Origin of the sequence: Halomonas sp. H5 (assembly GCF_050613175.1) — a bacterium.
GTDB classification, from domain to species: domain Bacteria; phylum Pseudomonadota; class Gammaproteobacteria; order Pseudomonadales; family Halomonadaceae; genus Bisbaumannia; species Bisbaumannia salifodinae.
In genome coordinates this window covers 421,671-435,186 of record NZ_CP192510.1, presented here as the reverse complement: position 1 = coordinate 435,186, position 13,516 = coordinate 421,671, and the positions used below count along the sequence as shown (strand labels likewise).

Below are 13,516 nucleotides of genomic sequence, written 5' to 3'. Positions count from 1 at the left end.
GCCGCGACGCCCCTTACGCGCCCAGATAGGCCAGGGCGCCGCTGGCCAGGGCCGCCATGCCGGCCCTAAGGGTCGCCGCCTGCCCCGGGGCATAGTAGGGGGAGTGGGGCATCTCCAGGTGGCGCATCTTCTCGGCCACACCCTCCCCCGGGGTCTCCCGCCAGCGCGCCTCGGGGGTGGCGCCGATAAACCAGTAGACGCAGGGGATGTCCTCGCCGTCGAAGCCCCCCGCCTCGGCATCGCCGAAGTAGGGGAAGTCCTCGCTGCCGTTGAGCCGCGGCATGGCGAAGAGGCGCTCCTCGCCGAAGTGGTCGGCGTGGGCCCGGCGCACCCGGGCCACCGCCTCGGGGTCGTTATGCAGGGCGATGGTCTGCGAGAGCACCCGGAATTCCGGTGCCCGGGGGGCGCGCCCCGCCTCGCACTCGCAGCGCACGATGCGGCGGATCGACTCCAGCACCCGGGCGTGTAGGGCGTTGTCGAAGCCACGCACATTGATCTCCAATTCTGCCGTATGGGGGATGATATTGCCCTGGGTGCCGGCGTGGAGCTTGCCCACGGTGACCACCACCGTCTCCTCCGGCGGCACCTCCCGGGCGACGATGCTCTGCAGCCGGGTCACCACATGGGCGGCGATCACCACCGGGTCGATGGCCTGAGCCGGCATGGAGCCGTGGCCCCCGGCGCCGTGGATGGTCACCCCCAGGGTGGTGGCGGCGGCCATGGCACTGCCGGCGATATGCCCGACGGTGCCCTCCCGGGCCGGCATATTGTGCTGACCCAGGACGATATCGGGGCGCGCGAAACGCTTATAGAGGCCATCGTCGAGCATCGCCCGGGCGCCGCCGAAGACCTCCTCGGCGGGCTGACAGACCAGCATCAGGGTGCCCCGCCAGCGCTGGCGCAGCTCGGCCAGCACCGCCCCGGCGCCCACCAGGCAGCTACTGTGCAGGTCATGGCCGCAGGCGTGCATCACCGGCACCGTCCCGCTCTCCGTCTCCGCGGTGCGTGTGCTGGCAAAGTCGAGGCCGGTCTGCTCCTCGATGGGCAGGGCATCCATATCGCCGCGCAGCATCACCGTGGGGCCCTCGCCGTTGCGTAGCAGGGCCACCACGCCGGTGCCCCCCACCCCGCGGGTCACCTCGAAACCCAGGCTCTCCAGGGCCTCGGCGAGGCGGGCGGCGGTCTTGTGCTCCTGGAAGGGCAGCTCCGGATGCTGGTGCAGCCGGCGGTAGAGAGCCTGGACCTCGGTGAAGGCGTCTTCTACCCAGGCCTCCAGGGCCTCCTTGAGATCGGTTGGCGTGGTCATTATGGCCTCCATGGGGTTCAAGAGTGTTGGGTACGAGAGAGGGCAGCGTCGCCGGCGCGACTAGCCCATTGCCAGGCGGCCACCACCAGTACATTGAGCAGCATGGCCCAGACGCCGGCGTGCCAGCCCAGCGGCGAGCCCCAGGCGAACTCCATCCCCAGATAGGCGGCACTGCCCACTAGGGCGCCCGCCATCACGCTGGCGCGACGTAGTCGCGGCATGAAGAGCGCGCCGATCACCATCGGGAAGAGCTGCACGATCAGCCCATAGGCACCGAGCAACAGCAGGACCAGGGAGGCGGGGTTGGCCAGGGCGAACAGGTAGGCGATCAGCGACAGGCCCAGCACGCTCCAGCGGGTGGCGCTGACCACGGTCTGCTCGCTGGCCCCTTTCATCACGGTCGGGCCGGCCACGTCGCGAACCAGCACGATGGCGGCGGTATGCGCCAGGTTGGCGCCGGTGGACATGGCCGCGGCCAGGGCGCCGGAGAGCATCAGGCCGATGACCCAGGGCGAGAAGTCGGCCACCTCCATGACCATGCGCAGCAGCACGGTATCCGAGCGCTCCAGGGGGGCATCGGCGAATACCAGGATGCCGGCGAAGCCGATAAACAGCAGCGGCACCAGCAGGTAGGCGTAGAGCGGATAGAAGACGCTGACCTTGCGCAGGGTCTTGCCGCTGTCCGCGGAGTAGAACTTCATGAAGAGGTGCGGCCACATGGCGCCGCCGAAGGCGCTGACCAGCACCGCGGTGCTGAAGTAGCCCCAGTTCATGCCGGTGGCCCCGGGCAGGATCAGGTACTCCGGCGCCGCCTGCTGGAGCCGAGCGAACATCTCGCCCACGCCGCCATAGAGGCGCTCGGAGATGGATAGCCCCAGGAACCAGGCGATGGCGATCATCATGATGCCCTGCACCAGATTGGTCCAGCCGATGCCGTTCAGGCCGCTGCAGAACACATAGGCGGCTACCACCAGGAAGGCCAGCAGGGCGCCGAGCCAGAAGGGTACCAGGCCATCGGTGGCGGCCTGGAAGAGCAGGCCGGCGCCGGCGATCTGGATGGTCAAATAGGGCACCAGGGCCAGCACACCGATCCCCCCGGCGAGGATGCCCAAGGACTTGCTCCGGTAGTGATCGGCGATCATATCGCCCTGGGTCAGGTAACCCCGCTCGCGGCCCAGCGCCGCCACCCGCGGCCCCAGGACCCAGATGGTGATAGGCACCAGGGAGAGGTAGGCGAGGATATAGAAGGCCGGCGCGCCGTGCTGGTAGGACCAGCCCGGGGCTCCCAGGAAGGCGAAGGCGGAGAAGATCTCGGCGCCGAGGATAAAGAACAGGATCACCACGCCCACGTGGCGACCGCCGGCCACATAGCCCTCCAGGCTGGAGCCCTGCTGGCCCCGGGCGCGCAGGCCTACCCAGAGCACGCCGGCGAGATAGGTCAGGGTGATGCCGACGACGATCAGCGAATCAGTCATGGCGGCGCCCTCCGTGACGGATCACGAAGGCCACCCACATGCCGGCGAAGAGCACCAGCATCCACAGGATGTACCAGAAGAACAGGAAGGGAAGGCCGAGCAGCATGGGCTCGATACGGTTGGCGATCAGCGCGCCGGGCCAGATCATCGCCAGGGTGCACAGGGTGAAGTGCAGCCCCACCAGCCAGTGATAGGTCTTGCTCATCGAGGGTCGTCCCGCTCGCCGCGGCGAGTCTTGTTATGGATTGTTCCTTGACTATGGCGCAGGCCAAGAGATAGAAAAAATATCCATATTGGATATCACCCATATCGACCTGATATGGGTTGACCGAGGATGGCCATGGAATTTCGCCAGTTGCACTACTTCGTCGCCGTGGTGGAGGCCGGCTCGGTCTCGGCGGCGAGCCGCCGGGTGCATGTGGCCCAGCCGGCGCTGACCCGGCAGATTCGCTTATTGGAGGAGGACCTGGAGACGCGGCTCTTCGAGCGCCATGCGCGAGGCATGCGGCTGACGGTGGCGGGCCAGGCGCTTTACGAGGAGGCTCAGGCGCTGCTCGATCGGCGCACCCGGCTCAGGGCGCGACTGACGGCCCTGGGCCAGGGGGTGGTGGGCAAGGTCAGCCTGGGGGTGACGGTGACTCATCTCTGGGTGCCGGAGGTGGCGGGGCTGCTGCGGCGCTACCGGGATCGCTATCCGCGGGTCGCCTTCGAGGTCTTCCCGCTGCTCTCGGGCCCCCAACTGGAGCGCCTCAGGGAGGGCCGCCTGGATGCCGGCATCCTCTACCTGGACGATGGCGGCCATCCTGGATTGGAGGCCCGGCGGCTGGAGGAGGATCACCTGATCCTGGCAGTGCCGGAGGGCTCCTCCTGGGCCGAGGCCCCGCCGGCGCGCCTGAGCGATCTCGCCGAGGCGGACTTCGTGTGGGGCTTCCGCAGCGCCTCGCCGGTCTACTACGACCGCATGCAGGCCCACTTCCAGCGCCTCGGCTTTCATCCCCGGGTGGTGCAGTACGGCGCCGACAATATCGCCATCCTCAGCATGGTGGCCGCGGGGCTGGGAATCGCCATCCTGCCCGCCGCCAGCCGCTGTCACCCCATGCCCGGCATCCGCTTCGTGGAGCTCGCCGAGCTGCGTGCCTGCGAGATGCCGCTGTGGTTCGCCTGGCGCGGCGACAACGACTCCCCGGCCCTGCGCAATCTGGTGGAGCTGGTGACTCAGCGAGACTGAATCATCGCCTCCAGGTCCCGGGAGAGCGGATCGAGCACCTCGGGCCAGCTCAGGTAGGGAGTGGTGCCGTTGCCATTGACCAGCACCGAGAAGACGCCCCAGCGGCCGCTGGCGGTGCGGAAGTAGCCGGCGGCGGCACGCACCGCGAAGGGCTGGTTGAGGGTACCGGTCTTGAGCATCACATGGTGCTGGAAGGTCTCGCCGCCGCGGCGGATAAAGCGCATCACCCCGGTGGCCGGCGACTGCAGGCCGCTGACGAAGCTGGGGAAGAGCGCCGGTTGGCGGTACATATGCTCCAGCAGCACATTGACCCCGGCGGCACTGGTGCGATTGGTGGTGGTCAGGCCGCTGCCGCTGTCCAGGGTCAGGGGGCCGTGGTTGGGCAGCGCCTCGGCGAAGCCGGCCAGGGCGGCGCCGCCCTCCGGCAGGCGCCGGCTGCCCTCGGCGAGCCCCAGGGTCAGCACATCGGCCATGTAGTTATTGGAGTAGTGCATTACCCCCAACAGCAGCTCGTGCAGGGAGCGCCCCTCCACCGCGACCAGTTCCCGAGCCTCGGCCGGCGGCGCGGCTTCGGTGACCACCGGGGCCCCGGCCAGGGTGATCCCCGCCTGGGCCAGCAGGGCCCCCAGGGTCTGGGCGGTCTGCAGGGCGGGATCGGCGCTGGCCCGATGTACCTGGCGGGGTCCGCTGTCGGCGGCGATGCGCCCGCGCAGGATCAGTTGCTCGCTGCCCGCCTCCCCGGCCCGCTCGACGCTGAACTCGGTGCCACCGCCGGCGGCCACGGTGTCGATACGATTATCCAGGGGCACCAGGGGCTCGGCGGTATCGCAGCTCAGCGCCCGGGCCGTCTCGCCCACGGCCCCCGGGCGGATCGACAGGCACCAGCTGCCGTGATTGACCCCCGCCGAAGAGAGCCCGGCGCTGTAGGCATTGGCGGCGCGCCGGCGGGCCTGGCAGCGGTCGGTAGTGACGCACTCCACCGGGCCGAAACGCCACTGGCTGACCTCGAGCCCGCCCTCGATGGCGGTGATCCCCCGCTGGCGCAGGCCCTGCACCAGCTTCCACAGGTCCTCGGCCACCAGGCCCGGATCGCCGCTCCCCTCGAGGATCAGGTCGCCCCGCAGGACGCCGTGCTCATCCAGGGTGCCGGTGGTCACCAGTCGCGTCGTGAAACGATGCTGGGGCCCCCACTCGCTGAGGGCCGCCGCCGCGAGGTAGGCCTTGGAGACCGAGGCCGGCGATAGCTGGCGACGCGGTTCGATCTCGCCGAGCGGCTCGCCGGGGGCGGCGCCATCCCCCAGCAGGCGCGCCTCGGCGCCCACGGCGAAGCCCCGCTCCACCAGGCCGGCCAGATGGGTAAAGCCTTCCGCCAGGGCCGGCAGGGGCAGCAGAAACGCGCAGAACAGGGCAAGGAGACGCAGCATAGGGGAGTGTCCGCGAAGATCGAGTTTAGTGGGGCGAGATCTGTGAAAAGGCCTGGATCACCACCACCCCGGCGACGATCAGCAGGATCCCCAGGATGGCGGGCAGATCGGGCTTCTGGCCGTAGACCAGCATGGCCACCAGGGTCACCAGGACGATGCCCAGGCCGGCCCAGAAGGCGTAGGCGATACCCACCGGCAGGGTGCGCAGCACCAGGGTCAGCAGATAGAAGGCGCTGGCATAGCCGCCCACCACGATCAGGCTGGGGCCCAGGCGGGTAAACTCCTGGGAGGCCTTGAGGGCGCTGGTGGCGGCCACTTCGGCGATGATCGCCAGGGCCAGATAGAGGTAGGCCATGGGAAGACTCCTTGTCACGGCGGTGCCCGGATCGGCGGCCCATTCTAGCCGAGCCGGGGACGGGCGTCAGGACCGGGGCATCAGCCCGGGGTCATGGGGCAGCTCGGCCACCAGCCGCCACAGGGCCTGGCCGCTGAGGTGATACTTGCGCTCGAAGGGAGTCAGGTAGGCCTGGCCGTCGGGCACGGTGACCTCCACCTCGGCGGTGAGGCCGGTGGCCTGGTTCAGGGCCAGGGCGAACTCCTCCACATAGAGCCGCCAGTTGGAGCGCAGCTCCAGGCGCCCGCCCAGCCCCAGCAGGGCCGGCAGCACCGGATGCCCCTGCCAGCGCAGCTTGAGATGGGCCGCCTTGGGATAGGGGTTGGGGTAGAGCAGGTAGTGGCGCGCGGGGCGCCAGCCCGCGTCCAGGGCCAGGCGCCAGAAATCCACCAGGTCGGCGCGCACCAGCCGGGCATTGGCGGGAAGCTCGCCATGCTCTCGGCTCAGGCGACTCTCGCTGCGATCGACCCCGATCAGCGCATGGTCGGGGAAGCGCCGCGCCAGTTCGCGGGTGGACAGGCCCACCCCACAGCCCGAATCGAGGATCAGCGGCTTGTGCTGGCCGGCGAGCCAGGCCTGGGCCTCGGCGAAGGCGGCCCGGGTATGCTCGGCCACCGGCTTGCGCAGCGGGTGCGTCAGGGCCCGCGCCACGCGGCGCGCCAGATCCTCATGGGGCCCCGTCTGATTGGAAACGATAACGCGGGAGTTGGCATCCATGGCATCGGGCCAGAGCAAGAATGAGCGCCTATTCTAGCAATGCGGGCCGATAAAAAAACGGCGCATCCGCAGGAAGGGACGCGCCAACACCAACTCGTATGACTCAAACAGCCGTTTCATGATAGCTCGACCAGGAGGCGCTTTCAAACACTTGTTTTAACTCTTTTCTACTTCCCGGCCACGAGCCCCGCATGACGGGGGCGAAGCCGGGGTGCTATCATCCGCTCCTACTCAAATATGACTCCAAGATCAAACAGCACAACGAGGAATCCGGCTTGTCACACTTACCGGTGATCGTCGGCATGGGGGGCGTCAATGCCGCCGGCAGAACCTCGGGGCACCAGGCCTATCGCCGCTCCATCCTCGAGGCCCTGCCCGAATCCGCCCAGGCCGAAACGCTGCTCGGCCTGGCCGCCCTGATGCGCCTGGCCGGCGCCTCCGATGGCCAGTGGCGCGATGACGGCGGCCAGCCCCTCGCTGCCGCCGAGGTCGTCGAGCGCTACCGCCAGCGCATTCTCGACCACACCCTGATCCGGCGCATCGAGGATCCCCGTTTCGGCGCCGACGGCATCCCCGCCAATCGCCAGGCGCGTCTCGATATCGAGGCGCCCCTGGTGTTTCGGCTGCGCCGCCGTCAGCTCCCCGAGGCGCTGCCGGAGACCTGGCAGGTGCGCGAACTCGATCGCCGCCAGGTGGAGGTCACCGTCCCCGCCGGCCATCTCGATGTGCTGCTGCCGGAACGCCGCGCCGCCCAGGTGCGGGCCGCCGGCCAGTTGCCCAGCGGCTTCGAGCCGGAGAGCCTCTACCGTAGCGTGCACCACCCCCGGGGCCTCTCCATGGCGGTGTTCGGCGCCTCCGACTGCCTGGGCGACAGCGGCCTGGCGTGGGAAGCATTGCGCGACCGCCTCGACCCGGACGCCATCGCCGTCTATGCCGGCAACTCCATCGGCCAGTTGGATGACGCCGGCTGGGGCGGCCTGCTCAAGAGCTTCGTCTCCGGCAATCGCGCCACCTCCAAGCAGATGCCCCTGGGTTATGGCCAGATGCCCGCCGACTTCCTCAATGCCTATGTGCTGGGCAGCGTCGGCCCCACCGGCGCCATCCAGGGCGCCTGCGCCAGCTTCCTCTACAACCTGCGCCTGGGGGTGGAGGATATCCGCAGCGGTCGCCGCCGGGTGGTGATGGTGGGCACCTCGGACGCGCCCATCACCCCGGAGATCATCGAGGGCTTCCGTGCCATGGGCGCCCTGGCCGACGACGACAGCCTCAAGGCCCTGGATGCCCTGGAGCTGCTCACCGACGAGGATTACCAGCGCGCCTGCCGGCCCTTCGCCCGCAACTGCGGCTTCACCATCGCCGAGGCCAGCCAGTTCGTGCTGCTGATGGATGACGCCCTGGCCCTGGAGGTGGGGGCGCGTATCCTGGGCTCCGTGCCCGGCGTCTTCGCCAACGCCGACGGCTGGAAGCGCTCCATCTCGGCGCCCGGCATTGGCAACTACATCACCCTGGGCAAGGCCGCCGCCCTGGCCCGGGAGATCCTCGGCGAAGAGGGCCTGCGCCGGCGCACCTTCCTGCATGCCCATGGCACCAGCACGCCGAAGAACCGGATCACCGAATCCCATGTCTTCGATCGCATCGCCGCGGCCTACGGCATCGAGGCCTGGCCGGTGGTGGCGGTGAAGGCCTTCGTGGGTCATTCTCAGGGCAGCGCCGCCGGCGACCAGATCGCCAGCGCCCTGGGCAGCTTCGCCCATGGCCTGCTGCCGGGCATCCCCACCCTGGATGCGGTGGCCGACGACGTGCATGCCGAACGCCTGACCTTCTCGCGCACGCCCCGGGCCTTCGACGCCGATGCCAGCCTGATCAATGCCAAAGGCTTCGGTGGCAACAACGCCACCGGCCTGGTGCTCTCGCCGCGAGCCACCGAGCGGCTGCTGGAGCAGCGCCACGGCGCCGCCGCCATGGCCGAATGGCGCGCCAAACGCGACGCCACCGAGGCCGCCGCCGGCGCCTACTGGGCACAGGCCGACCAGGGCCAGTTCCGCGTCCAGTACCGCTTCGGCGAAGGAGTGCTGGAGGGGCCGGAACTGGAGATCGACGACCACGAGCTGCGCATCCCCGGCTACGCCCAGCCGGTCTCCCTGGCGGTGGACAATCCCTTCGGCCGCCTCGACGACTGAAGAGTCCGTCACCCACCTCGGCCGAGATAAGCGCCGGGGACAAGGCGGAGCCTAGCCCCCGGCGATAACATTGTCGCCGCGGGGCGCCTTCGCTACCCTGAGGCCCGCCCCCGATGATCGGCACAGGACACCGCCCATGAACACCGTGGTCTATCCCGGCACCTTCGACCCCATCACCAATGGCCATACCGACCTGATCGAGCGCGCCGCGCGCATGTTCGACCGGGTGATCGTGGCCATCGCCGCCAGTCCCGGCAAGCGCCCGACCCTCGACCTGGATGCCCGGATCGGCCTGGCCCAGGCCGTGGTGAGCCACCTCGACAATGTGGAGGTGGTGGGCTTCTCGGGACTGCTTACCGAGTTCCTCGAGACCCAGCAGGCGCGCATCATCCTGCGTGGCCTGCGCGCCGTCTCCGACTTCGAGTACGAGCTGCAGCTGGCCAATATGAATCGCGCCCAGGCCCCGGACGTGGAGAGCCTCTTCCTCACCCCCGAGCTGCAGAATTCCTATATCTCCTCCACCATCGTGCGGGAGATCGCCAACCTGGGCGGCGATGTCTCCAAGCTGGTGCATCCCAGGGTCGTCGAGGCCTTGAAAGCGCATTACAATACCTGAGTCAATAACTCGGGCAATTCTCTGAGGTAGCCCCATGGCCCTGATGATCACCGACGAGTGCATCAACTGCGACGTCTGCGAACCCGAATGCCCCAATGGCGCCATCTCGCCGGGGGAAGAGATCTATGTGATCGACCCGGCGCTGTGCACCGAGTGCGTCGGCCACTTCGACGAACCCCAGTGCCAGCAGGTCTGCCCGGTGGACTGCATCCCCCTGGATCCCGAACGCGAGGAGAGCCAGGAGCAACTGATGGAGAAGTACCAGCGCATCACCGCGGCCTGACGCCCCTTTGATCACGACGACGCCGGTGCCCTCGAGCGAGGACACCGGCGTTCGTTTGTTTACGGTGAAGCCTTTGCGGTATGGGCCCTATAGCTCGTCGGCGCGCTTGCTGACGCTGCACCCTAGGCAGCGCCGGAAGGTCGCCTCCGCCGGCGTGCGGATCAGGGTCTCCGCCGCCGCATCCACATTGCCCCCCAGCGCCGTGAAAGGCAACGACACCAGGAACACCGCCGTGCCTCCCAGGGTCGCCACCACCAGCAGCGGGCGGCCGATCAGCGCATCCGCCACCATGGCACCGCCGCTGGGGCGCGCCTCCAGGCGCTGCTCCATATAGCGATCCTGGGCCCCCACGGCGCCGCTGCCGAGAGCCAGCACCAGCGCCATCCCGATCATCATTAGCGTTCGCTTGAATCCACGCATGCGTCCCTCCCCCCTCATCACGACCATCGCGGCGGGACGATTTGTGCCTCCCCCCGCGCCAAGGCTATCCTGCCTGCCCTTATCAGCCTCTCAGGGAAGTCTAGTGCCCCTCGCCGACAATCGCCGCATCTGGCTGCTGGCCTGGCCGATCATCCTGTCGAATATCACCGTGCCCCTGCTGGGCCTGGTGGATACCGCCGTGGTGGGGCACCTGCCCGACTCCCGCTACCTGGCCGGGGTGACCCTGGGGGCCACCCTGTTCGGCTTCCTCTACTGGGGGTTCGGTTTCCTGCGCATGGGCACCACCGGCCTGACCGCCCAGGCCCTGGGCCGTGGCGATGACGGCGAGGTACGCACCCTGCTGGGCCAGTCCCTGGTGCTGGCGGTGGGGATCGGCCTGGCACTGATCCTGCTCTCGCGGCCCTTGATCGAGCTGGGCCTGTGGCTGCTGGACGGCAGCGAGGCGGCCACCGAGCTGGCCCGGGAGTATGCCCGGATCCGTATCGTCTCGGCGCCGGCGGTGCTGGCCAATTACGCCATCCTGGGCTGGTTCCTGGGCCAGCAGAACTCGCGGGTCACGCTGATGATCCTGGTGCTGACCAACGGCCTCAATATCCTCCTCGACCTGTGGTTCGTGATCGGCCTGGGCATGACCAGCAACGGCGTGGCCCTGGCCTCGGCCATCTCCGACTACGGCGCCCTGGCCTTCGGCCTGTGGCTGGTGAGCCGCCAGCTGCGCGGCCTGGGCGGTCGCCTCGACATTCAACGACTGCGGCGACTGTCCGCCTATGGCGAGCTGATCCGGATCAATGGCCACCTCTTCGTGCGCACCCTGGGGCTGCTCTTCGCCATGGCCTTCTTCACCGCTCAGGGCGCCAGCCAGGGCGATACCGTGCTGGCCGCCAACGCGGTGCTGCTGCAGTTCATCATGTTGACCAGCTACGGCCTGGACGGCTTCGCCCATGCCGCCGAGGCCCTCACCGGGCGCGCCGTGGGGCGCGGGCGCTGGGACGAGTTCCGCGCCGCCGTGGCCGGCGCCACCCGCTTCTCGCTGTTGACCGCGGCCCTGGCCAGCCTGGCCTTCTGGCTGGCTGGCCCGGCGCTGATCGCCCTGCTCACCGACCTGCCGGAGGTGCGCGCCAGTGCGGCCCACTACCTGCCCTGGGTGATCCTGATGCCGCTGCTGGCGGTATGGAGCTACCTGCTCGACGGGGTCTTTATCGGCGCCACCGCCAGCCGCGAGATGCGCAACAGCATCTTCGTCGCCCTGGCCGCCTACCTGCCCTGCTGGTGGCTGACCCAGGGGCTCGGCAACCACGGCCTGTGGCTGGCCTTCACGCTCTTTACCCTGGTGCGCTCGGCAACCCTCGGTGCCTATTACCTCCATTACCGGCGCCACCACTGGCGCGAGGCGCCTGACCAAGGTCGATAGCGTGCAAGGGGATAATTCGGCTATGTTGCGATAGTCCATATCACAATAAGCGAATATCCCATGCTCAAGTTCCTGTCACGGCCGGCGGTGAAGCTGGTCGAGCGCTACCTCCCCGACCCCTATGTCTTCGTCCTGCTGCTGACCCTGGTGGCCGCCGCCGCGGCCATCGCCGTGGAGCGCCAGACGCCGCTGGCGGTGATGCGCATGTGGGGCGACGGCTTCTGGAACCTGCTGACCTTCTCCATGCAGATGCTGCTGGTGCTGGTGACCGGTTTCATGCTGGCCAATACCCCGCCGGTGAAGCGCCTGTTGCAACGCCTGGCGGGCAAGGCCGGCAATGCCGCGGGCGCCATCGTCCTGGTGACCCTGGTCTCCCTGGCCGCCAGCTGGATCAACTGGGGCTTCGGCCTGGTGGTAGGGGCGCTGTTCGCCAAGGAGCTGGCCCGCCAGATCCGCGTCGACTACCGGCTGCTGATCGCCAGTGCCTACTCCGGCTTCGTGGTCTGGCACGGCGGCCTGGCCGGCTCCATCCCCCTGACCATTGCCACCGAGGGGCACTTCACCGTCGATCGCATCGGCGTGGTGGGCACCTCCGAGACCATCTTCGCCTGGTTCAACCTGGCCATCGTGGCGGTGCTCTTCGTCGTCGTGCCCCTGGTCAACCGGCTGATGCTCCCCGACGACCAGGAGAGCGTCTACGTGGATCCGGCCCTCCTGGAGGAGCCCGATCAGGAGGGCATGACGCACCACCGTCCGGCGGATCGCCTGGAGAACAGCCGCAGCCTGGCCTGGCTGGTGGGTATCCCCGGCCTGCTCTTCCTGCTCGATCACTTCCTGCTGCGCGGCGGCGGCCTCAACCTCAATATCGTCAACTTCCTGTTCCTGTTCCTGGCCATCGTCCTCCACCGCACCCCGCGCAACCTGCTGATCAGCCTGCAGGAGGCGATCAAGGGCGGCGCCGGTATCGTCATCCAGTTCCCCTTCTATGCCGGCATCATGGCGATCATGGTGCAGTCGGGGCTGGCCCAGAGCCTCTCCGAGGCCTTCGTGGCCTTCGCCAGCGCCCAGACCCTGCCCTTCTGGTCCTTTATCAGCGCCGGCGTGGTCAACCTCTTCGTGCCCTCCGGAGGCGGCCAGTGGGCGGTCCAGGCACCGGTGATGCTGCCCGCCGCCGAGGCCCTGGGCGCGGATATCCCCCGGGTGGCCATGGCGGTGGCCTGGGGCGACGCCTGGACCAACCTGCTGCAACCCTTCTGGGCGCTGCCGGTGCTGGCCATCGCCGGCCTCAAGGCCAAGGACATCATGGGCTTCTGCCTGATACAGCTGTTGGTCACCGGGGTCATCATTAGCCTGCTGCTGACCTATCTATAATCTGCTGTGCCAGAAGTGGCACCGGCATGCCTGTCTGCGCCACCCCTTATGCAGCCGCCGCGGGAAGCGGTTATCCTCAGGGCACGTTTATTGCCTCTGGAGCCTTCCGTGACCGACGATATGCCCCGCCAGCACGAGCTGGCCATGACCGTACTGATGACCCCCGATATGGCCAATTTCAGCGGTAAGGTGCATGGCGGCGCCATTCTCAAAAAGCTCGACGAGGTGGCCTATGCCTGCGCCAGCCGCTACTCCGGCAGCTATGTGGTGACCCTCTCGGTGGACCAGGTGCTGTTCAAGCAACCCATCCATGTGGGCGAGCTGGTGACCTTCCTGGCCTCGGTCAATCATGTGGGCCGCTCCTCCATGGAGGTGGGCGTCAAGGTGGTGGCGGAGAATATCCGCGACAAGGTGATCCGCCACACCAACAGCTGCTACCTGACCATGGTGGCGGTGGACGAGGCGGGCGCCCCGGTGGAGGTACCGCCCCTCAACCTGGAGACGCCGCTGCAGAAGCTGCGCTTCGAGAAGGCGGCGCTGCGCAAGAAGCTGCGCAAGCAGGCCGAGGAGGAGGCGCGGCGCACCCACGAGAACCACTATGCGGAGCAACATTACGGCGCCGAGACCCACTGAGCGTACTCCCACTCCGCCTGTGGCCCCCTGAGGCCAA

Annotated in this window: 14 protein-coding genes; 7 read left to right on the top strand and 7 right to left on the bottom strand. The window is 68.4% G+C overall.

Annotation, left to right across the window (positions count from 1 at the left end; all coding sequences use genetic code 11):
* Window positions 1–13 precede the first annotated feature (13 nt).
* From ACQ1W9_RS02020 to ACQ1W9_RS02010, 3 genes are read right to left on the bottom strand one after another with little or no spacing between them, the layout of a single operon-like run.
* Window positions 14–1,306 (bottom strand): amidohydrolase, encoded by a 1,293-nt coding sequence (locus ACQ1W9_RS02020; RefSeq protein WP_431025072.1) that lies wholly within the window; start codon window positions 1,304–1,306, stop codon window positions 14–16.
* 17 nt (window positions 1,307–1,323) lie between these two features.
* The gene (locus tag ACQ1W9_RS02015; RefSeq protein WP_431025071.1) at window positions 1,324–2,781 is read right to left on the bottom strand and encodes a sodium:solute symporter family protein; all 1,458 of its coding nucleotides are present in this window, start codon (window positions 2,779–2,781) and stop codon (window positions 1,324–1,326) included.
* Window positions 2,774–2,986 (bottom strand): hypothetical protein, encoded by a 213-nt coding sequence (locus ACQ1W9_RS02010; protein ID WP_346063683.1) that lies wholly within the window; start codon window positions 2,984–2,986, stop codon window positions 2,774–2,776. Before ACQ1W9_RS02010 ends, ACQ1W9_RS02015 begins: the two co-directional genes overlap by 8 nt.
* 135 nt (window positions 2,987–3,121) lie before the next feature.
* On the opposite strand from ACQ1W9_RS02010, the gene ACQ1W9_RS02005 reads away from it, so the two are divergent.
* Complete coding sequence (locus tag ACQ1W9_RS02005; RefSeq protein WP_431025070.1) at window positions 3,122–4,009, top strand: LysR family transcriptional regulator; 888 nt, start codon at window positions 3,122–3,124, stop codon at window positions 4,007–4,009.
* On the opposite strand, the gene dacB is transcribed toward ACQ1W9_RS02005, so the two are convergent.
* The 3 genes from dacB to trmB form a co-directional block, all read right to left on the bottom strand.
* Entirely contained in the window at window positions 3,997–5,433 is a 1,437-nt protein-coding gene (gene dacB, locus ACQ1W9_RS02000) for a D-alanyl-D-alanine carboxypeptidase/D-alanyl-D-alanine endopeptidase (protein ID WP_431025069.1), read from the bottom strand. The two genes, ACQ1W9_RS02005 and dacB, sit on opposite strands and share 13 nt — an antisense overlap.
* Window positions 5,434–5,458: 25 nt before the next feature.
* Window positions 5,459–5,788, bottom strand: a complete 330-nt coding sequence (locus ACQ1W9_RS01995; protein WP_346063680.1) for a DMT family transporter — start codon at window positions 5,786–5,788, stop codon at window positions 5,459–5,461.
* Between the two features lie 66 nt (window positions 5,789–5,854).
* Complete coding sequence (gene trmB, locus ACQ1W9_RS01990) at window positions 5,855–6,544, bottom strand: tRNA (guanine(46)-N(7))-methyltransferase TrmB (protein ID WP_431026397.1); 690 nt, start codon at window positions 6,542–6,544, stop codon at window positions 5,855–5,857.
* Between the two features lie 302 nt (window positions 6,545–6,846).
* Here trmB and ACQ1W9_RS01985 point away from each other — a divergent pair, with 302 nt between their 5' ends.
* The 3 genes from ACQ1W9_RS01985 to ACQ1W9_RS01975 all read left to right on the top strand — a co-directional run bounded on the left by ACQ1W9_RS01985 (window position 6,847) and on the right by ACQ1W9_RS01975 (window position 9,623).
* Complete coding sequence (locus ACQ1W9_RS01985; protein WP_431026396.1) at window positions 6,847–8,724, top strand: beta-ketoacyl synthase; 1,878 nt, start codon at window positions 6,847–6,849, stop codon at window positions 8,722–8,724.
* 136 nt (window positions 8,725–8,860) lie between these two features.
* Window positions 8,861–9,340: a pantetheine-phosphate adenylyltransferase gene (gene coaD / locus ACQ1W9_RS01980; RefSeq protein ID WP_431025068.1), complete on the top strand. Its 480-nt coding sequence runs from the start codon at window positions 8,861–8,863 to the stop codon at window positions 9,338–9,340.
* Between the two features lie 34 nt (window positions 9,341–9,374).
* Window positions 9,375–9,623, top strand: coding sequence for a YfhL family 4Fe-4S dicluster ferredoxin (locus tag ACQ1W9_RS01975; protein WP_431025067.1), 249 nt, complete (start codon window positions 9,375–9,377; stop codon window positions 9,621–9,623).
* An 87-nt stretch (window positions 9,624–9,710) separates the two neighbouring features.
* On the opposite strand, the gene ACQ1W9_RS01970 is transcribed toward ACQ1W9_RS01975, so the two are convergent.
* Window positions 9,711–10,043, bottom strand: a complete 333-nt coding sequence (locus tag ACQ1W9_RS01970) for a hypothetical protein (protein ID WP_346063677.1) — start codon at window positions 10,041–10,043, stop codon at window positions 9,711–9,713.
* A 103-nt stretch (window positions 10,044–10,146) separates the two neighbouring features.
* Here ACQ1W9_RS01970 and ACQ1W9_RS01965 point away from each other — a divergent pair, with 103 nt between their 5' ends.
* From ACQ1W9_RS01965 to ACQ1W9_RS01955, 3 genes are all read left to right on the top strand, one after another.
* A complete protein-coding gene (locus ACQ1W9_RS01965) occupies window positions 10,147–11,475 on the top strand; it encodes an MATE family efflux transporter (RefSeq protein ID WP_431025066.1) in 1,329 nt (442 codons plus the stop codon).
* A 60-nt stretch (window positions 11,476–11,535) separates the two neighbouring features.
* A complete protein-coding gene (locus ACQ1W9_RS01960) occupies window positions 11,536–12,846 on the top strand; it encodes a short-chain fatty acid transporter (protein ID WP_431025065.1) in 1,311 nt (436 codons plus the stop codon).
* A gap of 120 nt (window positions 12,847–12,966) precedes the next feature.
* On the top strand, window positions 12,967–13,479 hold the full coding sequence (locus tag ACQ1W9_RS01955) for an acyl-CoA thioesterase (RefSeq protein WP_431026395.1): 513 nt from the start codon (window positions 12,967–12,969) through the stop codon (window positions 13,477–13,479).
* The last annotated feature ends 37 nt before the right edge of the window (window positions 13,480–13,516 follow it).

Excerpts from the sequence above, each read along its gene's own strand:
- coaD (WP_431025068.1), top strand. The coding sequence starts at position 8,861 with ATGAACACCGTGGTCTATCCCGGCACCTTCGACCCCATCACCAATGGC.
- trmB (WP_431026397.1), bottom strand. The coding sequence starts at position 6,544 with ATGGATGCCAACTCCCGCGTTATCGTTTCCAATCAGACGGGGCCCCAT.
- ACQ1W9_RS02020 (WP_431025072.1), bottom strand. The coding sequence starts at position 1,306 with ATGACCACGCCAACCGATCTCAAGGAGGCCCTGGAGGCCTGGGTAGAA.
- ACQ1W9_RS01955 (WP_431026395.1), top strand. The coding sequence starts at position 12,967 with ATGCCCCGCCAGCACGAGCTGGCCATGACCGTACTGATGACCCCCGAT.
- ACQ1W9_RS01975 (WP_431025067.1), top strand. The coding sequence starts at position 9,375 with ATGGCCCTGATGATCACCGACGAGTGCATCAACTGCGACGTCTGCGAA.
- ACQ1W9_RS01985 (WP_431026396.1), top strand. The coding sequence starts at position 6,847 with ATGGGGGGCGTCAATGCCGCCGGCAGAACCTCGGGGCACCAGGCCTAT.
- ACQ1W9_RS01960 (WP_431025065.1), top strand. The coding sequence starts at position 11,536 with ATGCTCAAGTTCCTGTCACGGCCGGCGGTGAAGCTGGTCGAGCGCTAC.
- ACQ1W9_RS02005 (WP_431025070.1), top strand. The coding sequence starts at position 3,122 with ATGGAATTTCGCCAGTTGCACTACTTCGTCGCCGTGGTGGAGGCCGGC.
- ACQ1W9_RS02010 (WP_346063683.1), bottom strand. The coding sequence starts at position 2,986 with ATGAGCAAGACCTATCACTGGCTGGTGGGGCTGCACTTCACCCTGTGC.
- ACQ1W9_RS01970 (WP_346063677.1), bottom strand. The coding sequence starts at position 10,043 with ATGCGTGGATTCAAGCGAACGCTAATGATGATCGGGATGGCGCTGGTG.
- dacB (WP_431025069.1), bottom strand. The coding sequence starts at position 5,433 with ATGCTGCGTCTCCTTGCCCTGTTCTGCGCGTTTCTGCTGCCCCTGCCG.
- ACQ1W9_RS01995 (WP_346063680.1), bottom strand. The coding sequence starts at position 5,788 with ATGGCCTACCTCTATCTGGCCCTGGCGATCATCGCCGAAGTGGCCGCC.
- ACQ1W9_RS02015 (WP_431025071.1), bottom strand. The coding sequence starts at position 2,781 with ATGACTGATTCGCTGATCGTCGTCGGCATCACCCTGACCTATCTCGCC.